Annotated in this window: 21 protein-coding genes; 8 read left to right on the top strand and 13 right to left on the bottom strand. The window is 61.2% G+C overall.

Features of this window, described 5'->3' with window-relative positions; all coding sequences use genetic code 11:
- Position 1: 1 nt before the first annotated feature.
- The 5 genes from RE418_RS01780 to RE418_RS01760 all read right to left on the bottom strand — a co-directional run bounded on the left by RE418_RS01780 (position 2) and on the right by RE418_RS01760 (position 5,629).
- Positions 2-706, bottom strand: coding sequence for a hypothetical protein (locus RE418_RS01780; protein WP_089180577.1), 705 nt, complete (start codon positions 704-706; stop codon positions 2-4).
- 16 nt (positions 707-722) lie between these two features.
- Positions 723-1,898 (bottom strand): hypothetical protein, encoded by a 1,176-nt coding sequence (locus RE418_RS01775; protein ID WP_043135547.1) that lies wholly within the window; start codon positions 1,896-1,898, stop codon positions 723-725.
- Positions 1,895-3,181: a hypothetical protein gene (locus tag RE418_RS01770; protein ID WP_089180578.1), complete on the bottom strand. Its 1,287-nt coding sequence runs from the start codon at positions 3,179-3,181 to the stop codon at positions 1,895-1,897. The genes RE418_RS01775 and RE418_RS01770 overlap by 4 nt, the downstream gene beginning before the upstream one ends.
- 53 nt (positions 3,182-3,234) lie before the next feature.
- Positions 3,235-3,759 (bottom strand): cytochrome b561, encoded by a 525-nt coding sequence (cybB, locus tag RE418_RS01765; protein WP_089181662.1) that lies wholly within the window; start codon positions 3,757-3,759, stop codon positions 3,235-3,237.
- Between the two features lie 268 nt (positions 3,760-4,027).
- A complete protein-coding gene (locus RE418_RS01760) occupies positions 4,028-5,629 on the bottom strand; it encodes an ABC transporter substrate-binding protein (protein ID WP_025301682.1) in 1,602 nt (533 codons plus the stop codon).
- Positions 5,630-5,803: 174 nt separating this feature from the next.
- Between RE418_RS01760 and RE418_RS01755 the strand changes: the two genes are divergently transcribed.
- Positions 5,804-6,385, top strand: a complete 582-nt coding sequence (locus tag RE418_RS01755) for a flavin reductase family protein (RefSeq protein ID WP_043135548.1) — start codon at positions 5,804-5,806, stop codon at positions 6,383-6,385.
- On the opposite strand, the gene RE418_RS01750 is transcribed toward RE418_RS01755, so the two are convergent.
- On the bottom strand, positions 6,382-6,762 hold the full coding sequence (locus tag RE418_RS01750; protein WP_060447667.1) for a helix-turn-helix domain-containing protein: 381 nt from the start codon (positions 6,760-6,762) through the stop codon (positions 6,382-6,384). The two genes, RE418_RS01755 and RE418_RS01750, sit on opposite strands and share 4 nt — an antisense overlap.
- A gap of 84 nt (positions 6,763-6,846) precedes the next feature.
- On the opposite strand from RE418_RS01750, the gene RE418_RS01745 reads away from it, so the two are divergent.
- Positions 6,847-7,614, top strand: coding sequence for an NAD(P)H-dependent oxidoreductase (locus tag RE418_RS01745; protein WP_049208678.1), 768 nt, complete (start codon positions 6,847-6,849; stop codon positions 7,612-7,614).
- Here the strand turns inward: RE418_RS01745 and RE418_RS01740 are convergent.
- On the bottom strand, positions 7,611-7,859 hold the full coding sequence (locus RE418_RS01740; protein ID WP_019454278.1) for a hypothetical protein: 249 nt from the start codon (positions 7,857-7,859) through the stop codon (positions 7,611-7,613). The genes RE418_RS01745 and RE418_RS01740 overlap by 4 nt on opposite strands.
- Positions 7,860-8,052: 193 nt before the next feature.
- On the opposite strand from RE418_RS01740, the gene RE418_RS01735 reads away from it, so the two are divergent.
- Together RE418_RS01735 and RE418_RS01730 are read left to right on the top strand one after the other, a co-directional pair.
- On the top strand, positions 8,053-8,457 hold the full coding sequence (locus tag RE418_RS01735) for an Exc2 family lipoprotein (protein WP_049295112.1): 405 nt from the start codon (positions 8,053-8,055) through the stop codon (positions 8,455-8,457).
- A gap of 108 nt (positions 8,458-8,565) precedes the next feature.
- Positions 8,566-9,207: a DsbA family protein gene (locus tag RE418_RS01730; RefSeq protein ID WP_089180579.1), complete on the top strand. Its 642-nt coding sequence runs from the start codon at positions 8,566-8,568 to the stop codon at positions 9,205-9,207.
- Positions 9,208-9,242: 35 nt separating this feature from the next.
- Here the strand turns inward: RE418_RS01730 and RE418_RS01725 are convergent, their stop codons facing one another.
- Complete coding sequence (locus tag RE418_RS01725; RefSeq protein WP_049295113.1) at positions 9,243-9,965, bottom strand: phosphatase PAP2 family protein; 723 nt, start codon at positions 9,963-9,965, stop codon at positions 9,243-9,245.
- A gap of 222 nt (positions 9,966-10,187) precedes the next feature.
- On the opposite strand from RE418_RS01725, the gene feaR reads away from it, so the two are divergent.
- Positions 10,188-11,087 carry a transcriptional regulator FeaR gene (gene feaR, locus RE418_RS01720; protein WP_025301689.1) on the top strand — a complete coding sequence of 300 codons (900 nt, stop codon included), beginning with the start codon at positions 10,188-10,190 and terminating at the stop codon, positions 11,085-11,087.
- Between the two features lie 33 nt (positions 11,088-11,120).
- Here the strand turns inward: feaR and RE418_RS01715 are convergent, their stop codons facing one another.
- Positions 11,121-12,620, bottom strand: a complete 1,500-nt coding sequence (locus tag RE418_RS01715; RefSeq protein WP_089180580.1) for an aldehyde dehydrogenase family protein — start codon at positions 12,618-12,620, stop codon at positions 11,121-11,123.
- 159 nt (positions 12,621-12,779) lie between these two features.
- Complete coding sequence (gene leuE, locus RE418_RS01710) at positions 12,780-13,418, bottom strand: leucine efflux protein LeuE (RefSeq protein ID WP_004940625.1); 639 nt, start codon at positions 13,416-13,418, stop codon at positions 12,780-12,782.
- A gap of 237 nt (positions 13,419-13,655) precedes the next feature.
- Between leuE and ada the strand changes: the two genes are divergently transcribed.
- Both ada and RE418_RS01700 read left to right on the top strand, forming a co-directional pair.
- Positions 13,656-14,711, top strand: coding sequence for a bifunctional DNA-binding transcriptional regulator/O6-methylguanine-DNA methyltransferase Ada (gene ada, locus RE418_RS01705; RefSeq protein WP_025301691.1), 1,056 nt, complete (start codon positions 13,656-13,658; stop codon positions 14,709-14,711).
- On the top strand, positions 14,708-15,421 hold the full coding sequence (locus tag RE418_RS01700; RefSeq protein WP_399675740.1) for a 2OG-Fe(II) oxygenase: 714 nt from the start codon (positions 14,708-14,710) through the stop codon (positions 15,419-15,421). The genes ada and RE418_RS01700 overlap by 4 nt, the downstream gene beginning before the upstream one ends.
- On the opposite strand, the gene tehB is transcribed toward RE418_RS01700, so the two are convergent.
- Together tehB and RE418_RS01690 are read right to left on the bottom strand one after the other, a co-directional pair.
- Complete coding sequence (gene tehB / locus RE418_RS01695; protein WP_060432526.1) at positions 15,416-16,279, bottom strand: SAM-dependent methyltransferase TehB; 864 nt, start codon at positions 16,277-16,279, stop codon at positions 15,416-15,418. The two genes, RE418_RS01700 and tehB, sit on opposite strands and share 6 nt — an antisense overlap.
- A gap of 100 nt (positions 16,280-16,379) precedes the next feature.
- The gene (locus tag RE418_RS01690) at positions 16,380-16,838 is read right to left on the bottom strand and encodes an N-acetyltransferase (RefSeq protein WP_025301694.1); all 459 of its coding nucleotides are present in this window, start codon (positions 16,836-16,838) and stop codon (positions 16,380-16,382) included.
- A gap of 129 nt (positions 16,839-16,967) precedes the next feature.
- Between RE418_RS01690 and RE418_RS01685 the strand changes: the two genes are divergently transcribed.
- Positions 16,968-18,071, top strand: coding sequence for a DUF1615 domain-containing protein (locus RE418_RS01685; protein ID WP_025301695.1), 1,104 nt, complete (start codon positions 16,968-16,970; stop codon positions 18,069-18,071).
- A gap of 53 nt (positions 18,072-18,124) precedes the next feature.
- On the opposite strand, the gene RE418_RS01680 is transcribed toward RE418_RS01685, so the two are convergent.
- Positions 18,125-19,804, bottom strand: coding sequence for an alpha-keto acid decarboxylase family protein (locus RE418_RS01680; RefSeq protein WP_049206230.1), 1,680 nt, complete (start codon positions 19,802-19,804; stop codon positions 18,125-18,127).
- Between the last annotated feature and the right edge of the window lie 437 nt (positions 19,805-20,241).

Raw genomic sequence — 20,241 nt, 5'->3', positions numbered from 1 at the left:
CTTAAGGCAGCACCCTGACTTCGCCGTCGTGCAAGGTCAGCACCGCGATCGGGCTGCCGGAGAAGCACTCCCTAAAGATCCAGTCGCTGGGCCGAAACGCCGCCGCAGGCAGCCCGGCCTGCCACTCCTCCCACTGCGGGGTCGGCTTATCCGGCGGTAAAGAGAAAGAGACCAGCCAACCGGCTTCGCAGTGCACCGTTTGGCCGGTTGGACGGGTGAAGGTATGCGCACCTGCCAGCTCCATCACCGGCGGTAAAACCTCGAAGGCGATGATCGGCACGCCGGCCACGCTCTGCGGCTGAGGAAAACGCACGGCGGTCACGCCGTTCATCGTGATAGGGCTGTCTTCGGTGCCGGGCAGGCGTGGCTCCTGGCGGTTTACCCAACTGCCTTTCGGCAGCGTCGTTTCACCGAACGGCTTTGCCTCGTCGAGCGTCAAGTAGCTGCGTTGATTCCAACGATCTTCCGCCCGCTGGCTCTTGATGTCCTGGATGGCCATGCCGATCAGCATCAGCGCGCACGCCACCGGGTAGATCGCCAGCGCCGAGGCCAACAGATAGCCGCCCCAGGAAAGCGGCGGGCGCGGGCGGCCGCAGCGGGCGGCGGCGTAGCGCCAGCCCCACCAGGCGAGCAGGATGCCGGCGAGCAGCAGGGCCAATAACAGCGCCAGCAGGCCGGCGGCGCCGGCGCCATAACCTAACAGCATGGCAAGTTCCTTATGTTCACGGCGTGGTGGAGCGATAGCGAACGAAGTAGGGCAGCGCCGGGATCTCCCCGTCATCGTCATAGTGGCTTTCTGGTTCGATCACGGTTTGGCGCGCGTCGTCGCGCCCGTTGTACCGGTACTCCAACGGCTGTCGGTAGTGCACGTCGGATGAGCGCAGATCGAAAATCAGCGAAAGACGCGCATCGCCGTTATCCGTTTGGGCGACCAGCTTATCGTTGCCCGCCCAGAGCTGATACAGCGATTTATCGCCGGTCTCCAGCAGCACCTTCAACTGCCCGTCGGATTGATAACGCAGAAGCTGATACAGCCCTCTGTCCAGCGTTTGTGCGATCAGGTAGATGCCGCCGTCCGGGGCTTGCGCGCTTTCCTCCACGCGCACCAGCAGCCAATGCATTTCAATCACCTCGCCGGTTTTACCGTTAACGGCGATGTGTAACGCGCCAGATCCGAGCACCGGGTTCATCCAGAAATGCACGCGGTCGCCATCAATGGCGGTGAATATCTCGGGTACGGATTTGCGCTTACCGGAGGCGTAAGCCGTCGGTGACTCCTCCTCGCCGCGCTCAAAGCCCAGCAGTTGCCGCGCGTCCAGCAGCGCCGGCAGATCCAGCGTCTGCCGCCAATGGGCGCCGAAGTCCGGGCTGTAGAATACGCCTTCGGTGCTGATGAGATACAGCGCGCGTTTTCCCGGTTGCGCCACCAGTTTGCCGCCGACAAAGGAAGGCCGGTTGTCGTCGCCCTCCGGCCAGGGGATCAGCGCCCCGATGGTACCCCGTTGCACATCAACCAGCCTGCGGCCCTCAGAGAGAAAAAGCACGCACTCCTGCTCGCCGCAAACCGCATCGTGGATCAAGTCGTCGAGTTCCCCCAGCATTTGTAACCCTTTTGGGCCGGCAAACAGCACCTGGCTGAGGTAGTTGGCCGCCCAACCGTAAAAGCTATTGTACGCGCGGTCTTCACTTCTTTTGCTGGTGAGCAGCAGGGCGCCGTCCGGCGCCGGGTAGCTGTGGATGAGATCGTAACGGGCTATCGTCGGCAACGCCTGGTCGCCCCGAGTCCATTGCCACTGCGCATAGCGTTGCTCAGGGGCGAGCAAATAGACGCCCAGCGCGCTGGCTAAAAACAGCGTCAGGATAATAAGGGGTCTTTTATAAAGCGCTAACGTCATCATTTCAGCTCCGTCACCTGAGCCTGCCGCCACAACCTGCGACGCAGATTTCGCAGGTATTTAAACGTTTTAAACGTGCGGTGCTGGTCAAAAGAGTACAGGCGACAGATCTGGGCGAAACCCTCGATCAGCAGCGCCAGGCCGCTGACCATCAGCATCAGCAGCAGAATAATCGGCGGCAATTCACTGCCGAGGCGCTTCAGGGTCCAGGCATCCAGGTAAAAGCCCTCCGGGGTATCGGCGTTATCCACCACCGTCATGCCGAGCACAAAACACGCCACGATTGCCCCAAAAATGAAGACAACGCGCGCGCACAGGTTAAGGCCGGCTTCGGTGAAGTAGCGGCTGCCGCCGATGAGATAGGTTTGGCGATCGCGATGATTGATGATCCCACGCACCGTCGGCAACTCGGGGACGGTGTCGTTTTCGCAATACAGCACCTGCAGCGGATCGCCTTTGGCGATGAAAAGCGGATGTTGCCGACGAAATACCGGGTGCAGTTTGGTATTGGGGACGTTGAGCGCGCGGGTCGTCAACGCGAAGTGCGTCTCCTTCTGACGCCACGCATAGGTGTCCAAATACTGCACCTGCCGCGGGATCTCATAGTGGCAGAGTTCGTAGCTCAGGGCGTTGACCGTCTCTATGCCGGAGGCCTCGACGCCCTCGGGGAGGGGGAACTCGGTTTGTGGCATTGTGGGCGCTGGCGCGGCGTCTGCGCGGACTGCCCGGTATCTGATGCCGGGGATTTTCAGGCTGAGCGAGCCGGGCGGCGTGACGTCTTGCCCCTGCAGCACGCGATCCAGCGCTCTGAGCAGGCGCCTGCGGCCGCGGTGCGCAATCAACAGGAGCTCCGAACCGACGAACAGCACCATGCCGATGCCGATAAGGCCGGCGATGATGGCGATAAAAAACAGGACGATGGTCAGCCAGGAATCTTCCCGGTCCATGATGAAAAAGGCCGCCGGGAAACCGCCGGCCAGCGCCGCGCCCAGCAGCAGCAGGGCGAAGTATTTCAGCTTATATTTCAGCGTTCTGTCAGGCTCCAGCCGGCCTTTCGTGCCGTGCAGCAGCCAGTGCAGCCAGTAGCTGCCGTCCCGCAGGCGGTGGGCGCCGATCTTCACCCGATCGCCGGCGGCGAGCCTGGCCAGCAGATTTTCGCTGTCGCTGAAGTCATCGCGATAAAAAAAGAACGTCTGGCCGGAGGCGATGATCCTCACCAGATTGTCGGGCGCCGTCTGTTGGCAAGCGCATTGCTCGACGGTCACATGAAAAAATTGGGTTTGCATATCATTCCCTGTCAGCAGGCGTGGTCCGAAAATTCATCCCTGGCGCCGGATGGTCAGCGCTTTTTCATCAGTGGCAGCATGCGCACCAGCGCATTGTCCTTGACGATATAGTGGTGGAATAGTGCGGCGGCGGTATGCAGGCCGATCAGCCAGTAGCCGAATGACGCCAGCGTTTTGTGCCAGCCGATAATCGCCCGCGCCTGCGGCCGATCGGCCACGTCGGCGAACGGCATCGGCAGGCCGAATAGATACCACTCTTTGCCCCCCAGATAGCGCGAATAGACCCCCAGCACCGGCAGCGTCAGCAGCAGCAGGTAGATCAGGGTGTGCGTCAGGTGCGCCAGGCCGGTTTGCCACTTCGGCGGTTTGGGCGCGATGGCGGGCGAGGGGTGGCGCCAGCGCAGGAACAGGCGGGCGATCATCAGCGCAAATACCGTTACGCCGCAGCTGAAGTGGGTGACAACCAGCACGTACCAAGGGGCGCTGCCCGGTTCGGCCAAGCCCCGCAGCTCGATGGTGACACAGGTGATGACCAGCAGGATCGCCACCAGCCAGTGCAGGCGAATTTGCCACGGCATGTAGGTGTTCTGCACCGGGTTACCTTTTGATGTTAAAGGGTCTGTGCGTCGATGGTAACGAAATGTTACATCGGAGGAAAGCGCGTGCGCGCAATTTAGGCAAAACGCCAGGTTCAGCTCGCTTATTAAGCTATTGGTTTAGTGGGATATGCGTCTGGTGATAGGTGAGCGCCGTAAGTTATGAAGCTAATAATGATAGGTTCAGAGGCTGGCAGCTTATTAAGCGATGAAGCGGGTTGCGCCGCAGTCCGCGCTGCGGCGCCTAAGATCAGTTCAATTTGGCCTTGGCGAAATCGCTGCCGTTCACGTCCACCACATAGCCGCTCAGGTTGCTGCGGGTGGCGTAGAACACTTTGCCGGTGGCCAGCGGCAGCCACGGCGCCTGTTTGGCGAAGATCACCTGCGCCTGTTGATACAGCTTGGCGCGCGCCTGCGGCTGGTTCTCCTGGATCGCCTGCTGGATCAGCCGGTCATAATCCTTATCGCACCAGCGTGCCACGTTGGCGCCGCTCTGCACGCCGGCGCAGCCGAGCAGGGTGGCGAAGTTGTCCGGATCGCCATTGTCCGACACCCAGCCGTACAGCGCGCTCTGTTGCTCGCCTTTGCGCAGCCCGGCCAGATACTGCCCCCACTCCCAGGTGACGATCTTGGCCTTCACGCCCACCTTCGCCCAGTCGCTCTGGATCATCTCGGCGATGCGCTTGGAGTTCGGGTTGTAAGGGCGCTGTACCGGCATCGACCAGATGTCGGTTTCAAAGCCCTGTTCCAGCCCGGCCTGCTTCAGCAGCTCGCGCGCCTTCTGCGGATCGTAGGCGTACTCCGGCAGTTTGTCGTTGTAGCCCAGCATGCCCGGCGGCAGCAGTGAATTGGCCGGCGTGCCGCTGTCTTTGAACACCGCGGCGACGATCGCTTTCTTGTCCACCGCGTAGCTCAACGCCTGACGCACCAGCAGGTTGTCGAACGGTTTTTTCTGGGTGTTGAACGCCAGATAGCCGACGTTCAGCCCGGTAATGTCGTGCAGCTGCAGGTTGCCGTCGGCCTTGATGGCGGCGAACTGTTCCGGCAGCGGCGCGGGGATGATCTGGCATTCGTTGGTTTTCAGCTTGGCCAGCCGGGTTTGCGGATCCGGCGTGATGGAGAAGATGAGGTGCTTGCTGGCCACTTCGCCCTGCCAGTAGTGCGGGTTGGCGATGTAGCGGATCAGCGAATCCTGCTTGTACTGCTGCAGCGCAAACGGCCCGGTGCCGATCGGCCAGTTGTCGACGTATTCCGGCGTGCCCTTTTTCAGCATGGCGTCGGCGTATTCGGCGGACAGGATCGAGGCGAAATCCATCGCCCAGTCAGCGACGAAGGCGGCGTTGGGCTGGCTCAGCGTGAAGCGCACGTGATGCTCGTCCACCGCTTCCACCTTGGTGATCAGCTTATCCAGGCCCATGTCGGTGAAGTATTCATAGTTGCCGCCGGAGACCTTGTGATAAGGGTTAGCGGGATCCTTCTGCCGCATCACGGTGAACACCACGTCTTCGGCGTTGAAGTCGCGTGTCGGGGTGAAGTATTTGTTGCTGTTGAATTTCACGCCCTGGCGCAGGGTAAAGGTATAGGTCTTGCCGTCCGGGCTGACGCTCCACTCGGTGGCCAGCGACGGGGCCGGGGTTTTATCGCTTTCGCGCAGCGTCACCAAGCGGTTGTACAGCACCTGCGAGGTGGCGATAAAGGTCGGCCCGGAGCTGGAGAGCTGCGGGTTGAACGATTCCGGCGAGGCGACGGTGCAGTACACCAGCGCATCGGAAGCGGCCAGCGCGCCGCCCGCCGACAGCAGGCCGCAGCCGGCCAGCACCAATCCGGCGATAGGGTGTTTTAAAAACGTCAAGGCAAGATCCTCAGGTGGAGTGGGCCGTTACCGGCGAATTGATCTAACTATAGATAACGGATGGCGAGACGGGGAACAAGCGTCTCACCTGCGCATTCTGTGCGCCCCGCGTTGCCTGCCGCCGCAGCGCAGATCTACACTGCGGGACAGTCAGTCACTCGCAAGGATTTCCCGATGAGCCACTTTCGTCCTGTCGCCCTCGAACACGCCAGCCGCCTGCTGAACCACGGCCCGACGGTATTGATCACCAGCCGCAGCCACGACGGCGCCAAACGCAACGTGATGGCCGCCGCCTGGTCGATGCCGGTGGAGTTCAGCCCGCCGCGCATCGCCATTGTGGTGGACAAAGGGGCGCACAGCCGGCAAATGATCGAGGAGAGCGGCGCATTCGGCATTTGCGTGCCGGCGGCCATGTTCATCGACGCCACCTACGCGGTTGGCAGCGTGTCCGGGCTGGATGAAGACAAGTTTGCCCGCTTTCACATCGCCGCAGCGCCGAGCGCCACGCTGCAGGTGCCGCTGATCGAACAGGGTTGCGTGGCGTGGCTGGAGTGCCGCTTATTGCCTGAAAGCGGCGCACAGGAAAAATACGACACCTGCTTCGGCGAGGTGTTGAGCGCGGCAGCGGACGAGCGGGTGTTCCAGCAAGGGCGCTGGAACTTCACCGCCGCCAATGCGGATCTGCACACCATTCATCATCTGGGGGCCGGCAACTTCGTGCGCAGCGGCGAGACGCTGCGGGCCAAACCGCTTTAATCGGTCTCGCGCCCGCGGTCGGCATCATAGCGCTCGCGGGCGGCGTCCAGCTCGGGGAAATGGTATTCCGCCCATCGGTCCAGCGCCGCCAGCGTCTCGACCAGCGAGCAGGCGACGGCGCTGAGCCGGTATTCCACATGCGCCTGATTCTTTTCACTTAAATCTAGCCGTTCGAGCAGCCCGTTGCGTTCCAGCTGGCGCAGCGTTTGCGTCAGCACCTTCTGCGAAATGCCGTCGATGCGGCGCAGCAGCTCGCCGTTGCGCATCGGGCGCTGCGCCAGCGCAGGCAGGATCAGCATCACCCACTTGCCGGAAATCAGCGCCAGCGCATCGCGTGCGGAACACTTGCTCGAATAGACGTCGCCGGGATAAGCCATTGGGGGTTACCTTCAGGTGCGTAATTGCCAAGGGGACGATAAAGCCACAGCATAACAGCACCACCTTACAACGGGAGACACAGGATGAACGTGCTGATTGTGCTGGCTCACCCCGAGCCGCATTCTTTCAATGCCCATTTGGCCGAACAGGCGCGGCAGGCCTGGCTGGCGCAGGGGCATCAGGTGAAAACGGTCGATCTGTATCAGGAGGGGTTTGATCCGCGCGAGGGCGCCGGCCATTACCCCAGCAGAAAGCAGGTGGACCGGTTCGATGCGATGCAGGAGCAGCGCCATCACTGGACGATCCAGGCGCTGCCGGCGGAGATCCGGCGGCATATCGAGCTGTTGCGCTGGGCGGATACGCTGGTGCTGCAGTTCCCTTTCTGGTGGTTCGGCGCGCCGGCCATCATCAAGGGCTGGATGGATCGGGTGTTCGTTTACGGCGGGATCTACGACAGCCGCCACCGCCATGAGAACGGCGTGATGTGCGGTAAGCGGGCGCTGCTGACCGTGACCGCCGGCGCTTCCGCACAGGCCTGCGCGCCGAACGGGCGCGACGGCGATATGCGGCTGATGCTGTGGCCAATCATGCATGCGCTGCACTATATCGGCTTTAGCGTGCTGGAGCCGTTCCTGGTCTATGGCGTGCGCGGCGGGTTGGCGGGCGAAGCTCTGCAGGCGCAAAATGCCGCTTTGGCACAGGTGACACAGACGTACCGGGACGGTTTGAACGCGTTTTCCACCTGGCCGGCGGTGCCGTTCAATCGCAATGAAGATTTTGACGCCGATCTGGCGTTGAAGCCCGGCGCGCCGGTCTACAGTCCGTTCGTGCGGCACCGCGATCCGGATTAGAACCCGGCCTTCAGCAGTTCCTCGCGCAAATCGTCGATAATCGCCGGTTCGATGTCGGGGAACTGTTGCTGAATATCGGCGATGGCTTCGGCCACGCTGGGGCCGGCGAAAGTGCCGGAGAAGGGCAGCAGCGGCAGATTGGCGTCGCTGTCCGGCAGTTCGCCGCGGATGGTGCCGGTGATCATGCCCGCTTTTTTTTCCGCCGTGAGGTCGTACTCCCCCACGTTTTTGTCGATCGGTTTCATTGGCCGCCTCGCTGTCGGTGAGTGTTTACCCTGTTCTGTTAAAGCATAGTGTTTCAGGCAATGAATACCAATCAGTGTATATAATATTAATATAAAACAATGTGATGCGTTTTTTGTCGTTTGACGTTTGCCGGGTGGCGGCGCTATGCTCGTGGCGCTAAAGGAACCTTCCTCACTGACAGGGACAGACGACATGAAAAAACTGAAAAGCGCGGCGTTGTTGTTGCCGCTGTTGGCGCTCAGCGCCTGCACCCATCACCTCAGCAGCGCCGAGCAGCATGCCAAGCACTACATTTATCAAACGCGCGACGACTTCGATCCGCAATTCCGCACTGATGTGAACGGCAGCATTAAAAACGCCGTGCCGATGTTCGAACAGTTCTACCAATGGGGGAAAAAGGATCGCGTGGCGGGCGTGGCGCGCAGCGAGGCGCAGAAAAAGGCCGATTATCTGGCCAGCGCGGAGTTCCAGCAGAACATGGAACACAAAACCATTTTCATTAATCGCGCCTACAGCAGCGCCGACAATCCTAAGCGCCGCCAGGTGCTCTCGCAAGAGGCGGTAGGCGCCTACTGGGACGGTTACGAAGGGCGCTGAACATAATCCCTCACAAATAGAAGGTAATAAAAACTGGTCTTCTGGCGGTTATTTGATTATAAAAACCGCCGCTAAGGACGATGTTCATAGATGAAACCAGGAGTGTTTATGTTGGCAAAAGTTAAGCGTTCGTTCGCCGCCGCCGTCGTATTGATGTTGGCGCTGCCTGCGGTTCAGGCCGCGGATTACCGTGCGGGCGAGCAATACATCCGGCTGGATAAGCCGGTGGCCGCCGCGCCGGCGGTGGTGGAGTTCTTCTCCTTCTACTGCGGCCCTTGCTATCAGTTCGCCGAGACCTATCGCGTAGGCAGTACCGTGGCGCAGGCGCTGCCCGCCGGTGAGAAAGTCACCAAATATCACGTCAGCCTGATGGGCAAACTGGGCAATGAGCTGACCGAAGCCTGGGCGGTGGCGACGGTGCTGGGCGTGGAAGACAAGATTGAAGGGGCGATGTTCGACGCGGTGCAGAAACAGCGCGCCGTCAACGGCGCCGACGATATTCAGCGGGTGTTTACGGCGGCCGGCATCGATGCCGCTACCTATGAAAACGCGCGCCACAGCCTGCTGGTCAAAGGATTGATCGCCAAGCAGAACGAAGCGGTGAAAGCATTCGAGGTGCGCGGCACCCCGTCGTTCTACGTGGCAGGCAAATACAAGATAGACAATGCCGGCATGGCCAGCACCAGCGTTGAAGGCTACGCCAAAGAGTACGCCGCGGTGGTGCGTTACCTGTTGGACAAACAGCCGTAAACCGGGCCGTCAGGGCCCGGTGTTAGCCGCCGGGTCTATTTATCCGCAGGCAAATCCAGCGCCTGGCGCAGCTCGTCGCGCGCTTGCCGGTACTGCTGCTGGAAATCCTGCTGCTGTGAAAGCTGCTGGCTGATGACGCTGCCGGCGATGCGGCCCATCTCGATATCGGAAGGGTAGTGGATCCCTGCCACCACTCGGTTGTCACCGTATTGCCAGGCGCGCGTCATAATGGCGGCGCGCTTTTCCGGCACCATATTGGCTAAGGTGATGCCCATCAGCGTGCCCAGCGTGGTGTGGCCGGAAGGCCACGAGCCGGAGCTGGAGCGTTTGACGATCGGCTCGATGCGGCTGTCCAGCATATGCGGGCGCGGGCGCTTCCAGAAATCTTTCGCCGGATCCACCACCGCCGCCTCGGTCGCGACGATGCGATCGAAGAAGGCGCTCACGGCCGGCAGCGCTTTGGCGTTGAACTTCGGCCCCATCACGTTGCTGTACACCCAGACGTTCTCTTCCGCATCCGCCTTGGCCTGGCTGGCCATTTCCGGCGTGCGTTTCTGCTGCATGTCGAGCACTTCCCGCAGTTCGCGCTGGGTCTGCGCCGAGTCGTTGGCCGGCGGCGGCGGCAGGATGTGGGTCAGATCCACCTGCTGCGCGGTGGTGAACGGTTGGGCTTCCTCTGCCGCCTGCGCGTGGAACGCGGCCAGGGCGCTGGTGGTAAACAAACACAGCGCTAAAACGGATTTTTGCAACGATTTCATCGGGTCATGTCCAGGGTGTCAACGTGAAGGGGAGATCAGCCTGTATTTTTGGCGAGGCCTGTGACGATGAGATGACGGTTTCGTGGCGGATGGATGACGGTACCGGATGATCTGTGATCGCGACGCCAAATCCCCCGTTCGCCATTGATTGTGTGTTAACGGATTGTTATGGTGTTTTTCTGTTCAACGGCGCAGCACCGCCGGCGTTTGAAGGGAGAGATCATGACGGCATTGGCAACGCTCCGGGACGCCGGCTTTGAAGAGTGGCTGGGGAAAATCAACACCGCCTGCGGCCGATTCTGCGCAAAAACGCTGGGGCCCGGCTTCAGCGGGGCGATGCAGGAGTTTCGCGCTCATGCCCTGCGCCTGAGCGTGGTCGACGTGTCTCAGGCCCGGCTGTACCGCACGCCGAGCGAGATCGCCCGCAGCGACGGTGCGCACTTTTTCACCGTTTTCCAGCTGCGCGGCAGCGCGTTGATGGAGCAGGGCGATCGCCAAACGGTGCTCTCTCCCGGCGACATGACGCTGATCGACGCCTCACGGCCCAGTAGCTTTACCTTCCAGCGCGATTCGCGCCAAATCTCTCTGCTGTTGCCGCGCGGTTGCCTGCCGGTGCCGCCGCCTTGCGCCCAGCGTCTCGGGGCTGAGCTCAGCGCGGTGCGCCTCAGCCGCCAGCTGGTGCTGAGCAGTATGCAGGATCCTCAGCTCGCCGCGGCGGAAAGCGAGGCGGTGCTGAATGCGCTGGCGGCGCTGCTGCGCCCGGCGCTGGCGCTCGAACAGGCGCGCCCGGAGGGGCAGCAACCGGTCTTCGACAAGGCGCTGGCATTGATCGACAGGCATATTCAGTCGGCGCAGCTGCGCCCTGAGTGGGTGGCGGCCGAGTTGGGGGTGTCGTTACGCAGCCTGTATCGGGTGTTTGCCCGTCAGGGGCTGGTGGTGGCGCAGTACATCAGGAACCGCAGGCTGGATCTGTGCGCGCAGGCGCTGCGCAGTGCCGCCGGGCAGGAAAAACTGGCCGGCGTCGGCCTCGACTGGGGCTTCACCGATCACAGCCATTTCTCGACCGCTTTCAAGCAGCGTTTCGGCATGTCGCCGAGCGAATACCGTCGGCAGTATCAGTAAGTCAGGGCGCGGGCCAGGCCCGCGCCGCTTCACTCAATAGCGGATGCAGACCGATTTCGATTCGGTGTAGGCATCCAGCCAATCCGGGCCGAAGTCACGGCCGCTGCCCGACTGTTTAAACCCGCCGAACGGCATATTCGGATCGATCAGCGTATGGGTGTTGACCCACACGGTGCCGGCCTGAATGCGCGGCGTCAGCGCCATCGCCTGCTGCAGGCTGGTGGTCCACAGGCTGGCGGTCAGCCCGAAGTCGGTGTCGTTGGCCTTGCTCAGCGCCTCTTCGGCGCTCGCCACCCGAATCAGGTTGACCACCGGGCCGAACACTTCCTCGCGCGTCAGGTTCAGCCGATCGTCCGGGTTGATCACCAGGGTCGGCGGAATGTAGAAGCCGTTGGCGTCCGGCCCGGCCGCGCCGCCGATAAGCTCGGCGTTTTTCGCCCGGGCGTCGTCCAGGTAGGCCGCCACCTTGTTGCGGTGCGCGAGCGACACCAGCGGGTTGATTTGCGCGCCGGTATCCATCCCCGGCCCGACCGACAGCGATTTCACCGCCTGTTCGAATCCGGCCACCAACCGATCATAAATCGGCGCTTCAATATAAATTCGCGAGCTGGCGGCGCACACCTGCCCCTGGTTGAGGAAGCTGCCGAGCATCAGGCCTTCGATCACCTGCTGTGGATCGGCATCTTTCAGCACGATGGCCGGGTTTTTGCCGCCCAGCTCCAGCGTTACGCGGGTCAGGCGATCCGCCGCCGCGCGCGCGATGCTTTTGCCCACCGGCGTGGAGCCGGTAAAGCTGACTTTGGCGATCAGCGGATGTTCGGTCAGCGCTTTGCCGCACAGGGTGCCGCGGCCGGTGACCACGTTGAACACGCCCGGCGGCACGCCGGCTTCGCTCGCCAGTTCGGCGATGCGCAGCAGGGTGAGCGGGGTGGTTTCCGATGGCTTGATGACGATGGAGCAGCCCGCGGCCAGCGCCGGCATCACTTTCCACATGCCGATCATCAGCGGGAAGTTCCAGGGCACGATGCCGGCGACCACGCCGATCGGCTCTTTACGGGTATAAACCTGATATTTGGCGCCCGGCGGCATCGGAATAGAGACGTCCAGCGTTTGACCGGTGATTTTTGTCGCCAGCCCGGCGGTGTAACGCATCCAGTTCAGGGTGCTGCCGACTTCGAAAGCGCGGGCGATGTTGATGGATTTGCCCTGCTCCAGGGTTTCCAACTGCGCCAGCTCCTCGGCGTGCTGCTCCACCAGATCGGCGAAGCGCAGCAGGATACGCTCGCGCTCGACCGGCAGACGCTGCGCCCAGACGCCTTCACTGAAGGCTTTGTGGGCGGACTGCACCGCCAGTGCGACGTCGTGTTCATTGGCGTCGGCGGTGGTGGCGATCTGCTGCCCATTGGCGGGGTTATACACCGCCAGGCGGCCTTCCGCGGCGGACGCGCGCCACTGGCCGTCGATATACAGCCCATGCTGACGATCGAGAAAACGCGATACGCTATCCAGCACGGCTACGGTATTGTCAGACATACATCCTCCGATCAGGCTCATCAGGTTATCGTTAACCCTGCAAGTCTAGATCAGCGGGAAAGCGGCGGCTTTGGTCTGCCTGACATTCGGTTTGTCCTGCGTGTCATTTTGCCGTGACGGAAGGGTAAACCGAGGCCGGCGGGCGCCGGCCGGGAGGGATCACGAGCTCAGGGTCGCCAGACGGGTGGCGAAACCAAGGAACAGCAGGCCGATCAGGCCGTTGCCGAGCTTCGCCAGGCCTTTCTTGTGATTGAAGAAATGCGCCAGCATCGCGCCGGAGAAGATCAGCGTGCTCATGTAGATAAAGCTGACGGCTTCGAGGATCAGCGCCAAAATGGTGAACGACAGCCCGGTGTGCGCATAGTTGAAATCGATGAACTGCACGAAGAACGACACGTAAAACAGGATCGCCTTCGGGTTGGTCAGGCTCAGCGTCAGCGATTTTCGCAGAATGCTGTGGCCGCCCTCAATCTGCTGCTGTTGCGCCTGCGCCTTCTGCACGAAGGTGGCGTAGAGGATTTTTGCGCCGAGGAACAGCAGGTAAATTGCGCCGAGAAAACGCACCAGGGTAAACAGGAACGGCGTGGTGCGGATCAGCGACGCCACGCCGATATAGGCGCAGAAGATCAGGATCGCATCGCCGATAAACACGCCCAGCGCGGCGGTATAGCCGGCGCGCACGCCGCGCGATATGCCGGTTTTCAGCACGTACAGCGTATTCGGCCCCGGCAGAATGATGATGAAGACCACCCCGGCCAAATAGGTCCATAAATTCAGGACGCCAAAACTCTCTAACACAATAACCTCTCCATGCGCGCAACTAACAGGCAAAAACACTGGCCACGCCCGTGGCCGGCCGCGATCCTAACGCCGTGCAACCAGGTTGGCAACGTAATAAACTTCATGTTGTTGGTTAAAAATTGTCGAAACATTGTTGAAAACGTCGGCGCCGAATTAAAAAGCAAGAGTCGGCGTGTTTCGCCAACGGCCCGTCACTATGCTGGTTAACATCGAAACCGCAGTGAGGAACGGATGATGAAAAACGTAATCGACAGCGCCGATCCGCGCTGGCTGGCGATCGTCAGCCGCGACAAGCACGCCGACGGCCGCTTTATCTACGCGGTGAAAACCACCGGCGTGTATTGCTCGCCTTCTTGCCCGTCACGTCAGCCGAATCGGCAAAACGTGGAGCTGTTCGACGATGCCGAACAGGCGGAAGCGGCGGGTTATCGGCCCTGCAAACGCTGCCGCCAGGGGCTGACGCCGTTGACGGAACAGCATGCGCGGCAGATAGCCGAGGCCTGCCGCTATATCGAACGGGCGGAGAAAGCGCCGTCGCTGCAGACGCTGGCGCGCCACGTCGGGTTGAGCCAATACCATTTCCACCGGCTGTTCAAAGCGATCACCGGCCTGACGCCGAAAGGCTACGCCGACGCGCAGCGCAGCCAACGCTTGCGCACCGGCCTTACGCAGCAGGAAACGGTGACCGACGCGATCTTCGACGCCGGCTATGGCGCCAACGGCCGCTTCTACCAACAAGCCAACGCCGCGCTGGGCATGACGCCGAAGGCCTACCGAGCGGGTGGCAAAGGCATGCGCATTCATTTCGCCGTCGGGCACTGTTCGCTGGGCGAGATCCTGGCGGCGCAGAGCGAGGTAGGCATCTGCGCCATTCTGCTGGGGGACGATGCACAGCAGCTGGTGCAGGATTTGCAGGACAAATTTCCCCATGCCGAGCTGATCGGCGGCGACGCGCAGTATGAAGCGCTGATGGCGCAGGTGGTGGGCCTGATTGAAGCGCCGGAGAACGGGTTGGCGCTGCCGCTGGATATTCGCGGCACCGCGTTTCAACAGCGGGTCTGGCGGGCGCTGCAGGCGATACCGGTCGGCGAAACCGTCAGCTATGCCGATATCGCTCGGCGCATCGGGGCGCCCAAAGCGGTGCGCGCGGTGGCCGGTGCCTGCGCCGCCAACGTGCTGGCGGTGGCGATCCCCTGTCACCGGGTGGTGCGCAACGACGGCGCCTTGTCCGGCTATCGCTGGGGCGTCGAGCGCAAGAAAGCCTTGCTGGAAAAAGAGGCGCAGCGATGAGCGGCGCGCTGGCGGCGCGGCTGGCCGAATTGGACTGGGCGGCCATCGAGCGCGAACTCGATGCGCAGGGTTGCGCGCGGTTGCCCAGCGTGCTCAGCCAAGAGCTGTGCCGCGAGCTGGCGGCGCTCTACCCGCAGGATGCGCACTTCCGCAGCCGCGTCGTGATGGAGAAGCACGGTTTTGGCCGCGGCGAGTACCGCTATTTCACCTATCCGCTGCCGTCGCCGGTGGCCGAAGCGCGCAGCCTGATGTATGCGCGGCTGGCGCCGGTGGCCAACCGTTGGAACGCCTTATTGGGCCTGGCGGTGCGTTATGCCGCCGACCATGAGGTTTACCTGGCCGAATGCCACCGGGCCGGCCAACGGCGGCCGACGCCGCTGCTGTTGCGTTACGAAGCGGGAGATTACAACTGCCTGCATCAGGATCTGTACGGCGAGCGGGTGTTTCCGCTGCAGGTGGCATTTTTGCTCTCCGCCCCCGAGCGGGATTTCACCGGCGGCGAATTCGTGCTGACCGAACAGCGGCCGCGGATGCAGAGCCGGCCGGAGGTGGTGCCGCTGCAGCAGGGAGACGCCGTGGTGTTCGCCGTGCATCATCGGCCGGTGGCGGGAGTGAAAGGCTACTATCGGGTCAATCTGCGCCACGGCGTCAGCCGGATACGCGCCGGCCAACGCCACACGCTGGGGGTGATCTTTCACGACGCGCTATAGCTTGCGCGCTAGCAGGGTGGCGAAGCGCAGCGAGATGCGGTTGCCGTTGGCGTCGGTCTTGTGCAGTTGGCCGACGTCCTCGTTGTATTTGAGGATCTCCCAGTCGCGATAATAATGCTTCAGCTCACCCGGGCTGAAGGTGAACGGGAACGGCAGCGGGCAGGGATAATCCTCGGTATCCATCGCCGCCACGATCAGGTTATGGCCGCCGCGCACGGTGCTGTCCTGCATGTTTTGCACGATAGGCGGGATCTGCTGCCGCTCGAGGAACATCATTACCACGGTGGACAGGATGAAGTCGTAGTCGCCGCTGAAGCGATGGGTATTGAGATCCTGCACCCCGGCACTCAGGCGGGTCAGCTGCTCGGCGTCGACGATCTGATTGAGGCGGGCTATCGACGGCGCGTGCTTGTCCCAGGCGGTGACGTCGAAACCTTTCAGATTGAGATAGAGCGAATTGCGCCCGCCGCCGCAGCCCAGATCCAGCGCCTTGCCCGGCGCGATGCGCGCCGCCGCTTCGATCACTTCGGAGTGGGTGCGCGTCAGTTCGTATTTCTTGTGGTAGTAATCTTCCGGCGTGCAGTAAAACGCCAGCCGGCAGGTCATGTCGTCCGAAAAGGAAACGATGCGATGCCACTGCTGCGGTGCGATAAACGGCGGCTGGCTTTCGGGGCTGAACTGCCAGGTCTCGGTGGTGGCGCCGTCTTCGGTCATCATGGCGAACGTCAGGTTCCCGCTCAGTACGGTGAGCTTCGCCCAGGTGCCGCTCTGGGTGTTGTGGCGCTGGCGGAAGGCCGCCGGCAGCGTGTCGCTGTTCCATTCTGGCAGGGTTTTATAGCAAAGCAGCTGCTGCTCCATAGGGGGCTCCTTTGGCTGGGCAAGCAAAGTGATTTATATGATGCATATAAAATACATCTTTATTCGTCATTTGAAAATCCCGAGCTTCGCAAACCTATTGCTACAAACGGCGGCGCATACGGGTGGTGACCGCATCGAAACCTAACTTGGAATACAGGCGCGCGGCCGTCGGATTATCGTTGAACACCGTCAGTTCGGCATATTCCGCCCCCTGTGCTCTCGCCGCGTCCAGCACCGCATTTAGTACCCGCTCGCCATAGCCTTTGCCACGCCAGGCGTGCGTCACTTCAAAATCATAGATAAACAGCTGCTTACCGAAGGTTCGTTGCTCAATGGCGTACCAGACGGTGGCGATGCTGTCCTCGACATTCGGCAGCCTCGCGCATACCAACCGTTGGCCGGGCATCGCCAGCCCTCGTTTGAAATTGGCTTCGGCCTCGATCAACGCGTGTTCCTGGCTGAGCTGAAACGAACGCGCCAAATCGTCTGCGTAAGCCTTTACCCCGTATTTACGGTAGTGATCCAGTTCCTGCGCCGTCATTTCTTTGAGTTCGATCATTTTGTTCTCCCTGCGTTGTTGGGTATTTCCCGGCCCACCTGTGCGGCGGAACGGGTATATTTATACTGGATTGTGCGCGGCGGCTGGGCTAATTTCAGTGCTGTTCATGTCATCACGTTCAGGGAAAAGATGCCGATACTTCGTTTATTCCACCCGATGCCCTTCCGTTTGCTAAGCCTGGCCGCGCTGCTGGCGCTGGCGGGCTGTACCAGCAAAACCACCACCACGGCACCGGCGGCGCGCCCCGCCGACGTCAAAGCCCGACTGATGACGCTGATCCCGGCCAACGCCGGCGATCGGCAGGGCTGGGCTACCGATATTACCGCCGCCTTCGCCGCGCAGGGCATCGAGCCGAGCGATGAGAACCTGTGTTCGGTGCTGGCGGTGACCGAACAGGAGTCGACGTTCCAGGCTAACCCGCAGGTGCCGGGGCTGCCGAAGATCGCTTGGAAGGAGATCGACCGCCGCGCCGATCAGATGCATATCCCGAACTTTTTGGTGCACACCGCATTGAAGATTTCGTCGTCGAACGGCCAGAGCTACAGCGAGCGGCTGGATAAGGTGCGCACCGAGAAGGATCTGAGCGATATCTTCGATGACATGATCGACCGCGTGCCGATGGGGCAGAAGCTGTTCGGCCATTTAAATCCGGTACATACCGGCGGCCCGATGCAGGTGAGCATCGCCTTCGCCGAGGTGCACGCCAAAGGGTACCCTTATCCGGTCGACGGCTCGATTCGCCGCGAAGTTTTCAGCCGGCGCGGCGGTATGTACTTCGGCATTATGCATTTGCTGGGGTACCCGGCCGATTACAGCCGGCCGATTTACCGCTTCGCCGACTTCAACGCCGGCTGGTACGCCAGCCGCAACGCGGCGTTCCAAAACGCGGTCAGCCGGGCGAGCGCCATTCCGCTGGCGCTGGACGGCGATCTTATCGATTTCGGCAGCGACAAGCCCGGTTCGACCGAGCTGGCGGTGCGCACGCTCGGCAAGCGCCTGAACATGAGCGACAGCGCCATTCGCCGGGCGCTGGAGAAAGGCGACACGGCCGGCTTTGCCGACACCGAGCTGTATAAGAAGGTCTATGCGCTGGCGGGCGGCAAGCTGCCGCGTGAGATGCTGCCGGGTATCCAGTTGGAGAGCCCGAAAATCACCCGCAAGCTGACCACCGCCTGGTTCGCCAAGCGGGTGGACGAACGCCGCCAGCGCTGCATGGCGCGCGCCGGCGGGTAACGGCATAAAAAAACGCCGCCGGTTTCCTGAACCACCGGCGGCGCGATCGCGCATCAGGCGCTGCGACGCGGGTTGGTCAGGCCAAAGTTAAAGCTGTTGCAGCGGTTACAGAACTCTTTCATCACCGGCGGCGTGTCCATCATCGGCACTTTCACCTCGATAAACGCCAGCCGATCCTGCCGCGAGGCGTGTTCCAGGGCCATTTCCAGCTGTTGCGTGGTTTCCACCGCCACGCTGAACGGCTGCGCCTGGGTATTCAATACCGCCGGCAGTTTGGCGTAGTCCCACGGGCTGATGTCGTTGTAAGACGAGTTTTCGCCGAGGATATAGCGTTCAATGGTGTAGCCGTCGTTGTTGATCAGGAAGATGATCGGCTTTTGCTCGCAGCGCAGCAGGGTAGACACTTCCTGCGCGGTGAGCTGGAAGGAGCCGTCGCCGATGAACAGCAGGTGGCGGCGCTCCGGCGCCGCCATCAGGGTGCCGAGCAGCGCCGGCAGGGTATAACCGATCGAGCCCCAAATCGGTTGGTTGACCACCTTGACGCCCCCTGGCATGCGCATGCCGCCGATGGCCGCGCCTGAGGTGCCGTTTTCCACCACTACCACGTCATCCGCCTGGATGAAGCGTTGGATGCGTCTCCACAGATAGGCCTGGTCGATAGGCGCGTCGCTCGGCGTCGCCAGCTTCTCACGGGGATCGGCCAGCGGTGATAAACGCTGCGCCGGCGCGTCTTCGCTCAGATCCAGCAGTGCCTGCAGCAGATCCGCCGTCGCTACCGCTGGGTAGGAGGTGTTGTCCAGTTTCATCGAAAACGGCTGAATATCCACCTGAGCGGCGGCGGGAATTTGCTGCGAGAAATAGCCGGTGGTGGAGTCTACCAGACGTACGCCGAAGCTCAGCACGCAGTCCGAGTGGGCCATGTGTTCATACAGTTCGGGGCGCGACAGATTGCCGCTGTAGCCGCCCATCCAACCGGCGGTGTTTTCCGGGATAATGCATTTGGCGGTGGGCATATTGGTCAGCGGAATGGCGAAGCGGTGAGCGACTGCGATGACCAACTGCTGCAACTGGTAGCGATCCACCATTTGATCGACCAACATGATTGGGCGCTGTGCGCGTTTGATTTTGGTTAACAGCGCCATCGCCGCTAATTGCACATTGTATTTATCGCTGGCCGGTAATTGCGGTGCCGTCGCCGCCGCGGCGATTTCAATTTCCACATCGCAAATATCCGACGGCAGCTGTAAATACACCGGTTTCTTCTCTATCCAGGCACGGGAAATAACGCGTGGTATTTCTTGTGCGGCATTTTCCGGCGTGATCAGAGCCTGAGCGACGGTGAATTGTTTAAAGCAGTTCATGACGTTGTCGAAATTCCCATCGCCCAGGGTATGGTGCAAGAGCTGATGATTCTTCATCGCATGCAGCGGCGGCGTGCCGGCGATGCAGATAACCGGCGAAGATTCGGCATAGGCCCCGGCGATGCCGGACAGCGCGGCCAGATCGCCGACGCCGTAGGTGACGATCAGCGCGCCGGCGCCTTTCATGCGGGCGTAACCGTCTGCGGCGTAGGAGGCGTTCAATTCATTGCAGTTGCCGACAAACGCCAGCCGCTCGTCGTTTTCCAGCAGCTCCAGCAGGCTGAGGTTATAGTCGCCGGGCACGCCATAAATACGATCGACGTTCAGGGCGTGAAGCTGTTGCAGAATGAATGACCCGATAGTTATTTTCATTGATTGCTCCGGATTATTTATCTTTATTTTGTCAGGCGAAAATCAGCAAAAATAAATTGCTGGCGATGTTGTGTCGTTAGCATTAACAGTTATTTAAAGTCTCAGCTTGTTCAAGATAAGGGGGGCGGCTGGTGAATAGGCGGTTTGTATTCGGCGCTTTACGCGATTGAGTAATACATAAAAAGTAGGGGTATTGGATATTGGAAAGAGACGGTATTTTTCATTGTCGGTATATCGCTAGAGAAGCGGCGGCGCATTGGCATTTATCGTGATGCAGGGTGAATCATCCGGTACTTTTGACGCCGCGTTAAATCCCATCGGGTGGCGTAACGCTTTTTGCCTGGGAAAGAAAAGCAGAACCTGGCGTAAAGGGGGATTTTGGTGATCCGCCGCACGCTTATTTCATGAAGCCACCTTGTAACCAATCAAAAACAAAA

It is taken from the genome of Serratia sp. szju, from assembly GCF_044594185.1.
GTDB lineage: Bacteria > Pseudomonadota > Gammaproteobacteria > Enterobacterales > Enterobacteriaceae > Serratia > Serratia bockelmannii.
This window is presented reverse-complemented; position numbering and strand designations above follow the sequence as displayed.

Coding starts and splice junctions, on each gene's coding strand:
- RE418_RS01715 (WP_089180580.1), bottom strand. CDS start 12,620: ATGTCTGACAATACCGTAGCCGTGCTGGATAGCGTATCGCGTTTTCTC.
- RE418_RS01685 (WP_025301695.1), top strand. CDS start 16,968: ATGCCGATACTTCGTTTATTCCACCCGATGCCCTTCCGTTTGCTAAGC.
- RE418_RS01740 (WP_019454278.1), bottom strand. CDS start 7,859: ATGAAACCGATCGACAAAAACGTGGGGGAGTACGACCTCACGGCGGAA.
- RE418_RS01700 (WP_399675740.1), top strand. CDS start 14,708: ATGAGCGGCGCGCTGGCGGCGCGGCTGGCCGAATTGGACTGGGCGGCC.
- RE418_RS01690 (WP_025301694.1), bottom strand. CDS start 16,838: ATGATCGAACTCAAAGAAATGACGGCGCAGGAACTGGATCACTACCGT.
- RE418_RS01735 (WP_049295112.1), top strand. CDS start 8,053: ATGAAAAAACTGAAAAGCGCGGCGTTGTTGTTGCCGCTGTTGGCGCTC.
- RE418_RS01725 (WP_049295113.1), bottom strand. CDS start 9,965: ATGAAATCGTTGCAAAAATCCGTTTTAGCGCTGTGTTTGTTTACCACC.
- RE418_RS01780 (WP_089180577.1), bottom strand. CDS start 706: ATGCTGTTAGGTTATGGCGCCGGCGCCGCCGGCCTGCTGGCGCTGTTA.
- RE418_RS01770 (WP_089180578.1), bottom strand. CDS start 3,181: ATGCAAACCCAATTTTTTCATGTGACCGTCGAGCAATGCGCTTGCCAA.
- RE418_RS01755 (WP_043135548.1), top strand. CDS start 5,804: ATGAGCCACTTTCGTCCTGTCGCCCTCGAACACGCCAGCCGCCTGCTG.
- RE418_RS01680 (WP_049206230.1), bottom strand. CDS start 19,804: ATGAAAATAACTATCGGGTCATTCATTCTGCAACAGCTTCACGCCCTG.
- RE418_RS01730 (WP_089180579.1), top strand. CDS start 8,566: ATGTTGGCAAAAGTTAAGCGTTCGTTCGCCGCCGCCGTCGTATTGATG.
- RE418_RS01745 (WP_049208678.1), top strand. CDS start 6,847: ATGAACGTGCTGATTGTGCTGGCTCACCCCGAGCCGCATTCTTTCAAT.
- tehB (WP_060432526.1), bottom strand. CDS start 16,279: ATGGAGCAGCAGCTGCTTTGCTATAAAACCCTGCCAGAATGGAACAGC.
- RE418_RS01750 (WP_060447667.1), bottom strand. CDS start 6,762: ATGGCTTATCCCGGCGACGTCTATTCGAGCAAGTGTTCCGCACGCGAT.
- RE418_RS01775 (WP_043135547.1), bottom strand. CDS start 1,898: ATGATGACGTTAGCGCTTTATAAAAGACCCCTTATTATCCTGACGCTG.
- cybB (WP_089181662.1), bottom strand. CDS start 3,759: ATGCCGTGGCAAATTCGCCTGCACTGGCTGGTGGCGATCCTGCTGGTC.
- feaR (WP_025301689.1), top strand. CDS start 10,188: ATGACGGCATTGGCAACGCTCCGGGACGCCGGCTTTGAAGAGTGGCTG.
- ada (WP_025301691.1), top strand. CDS start 13,656: ATGAAAAACGTAATCGACAGCGCCGATCCGCGCTGGCTGGCGATCGTC.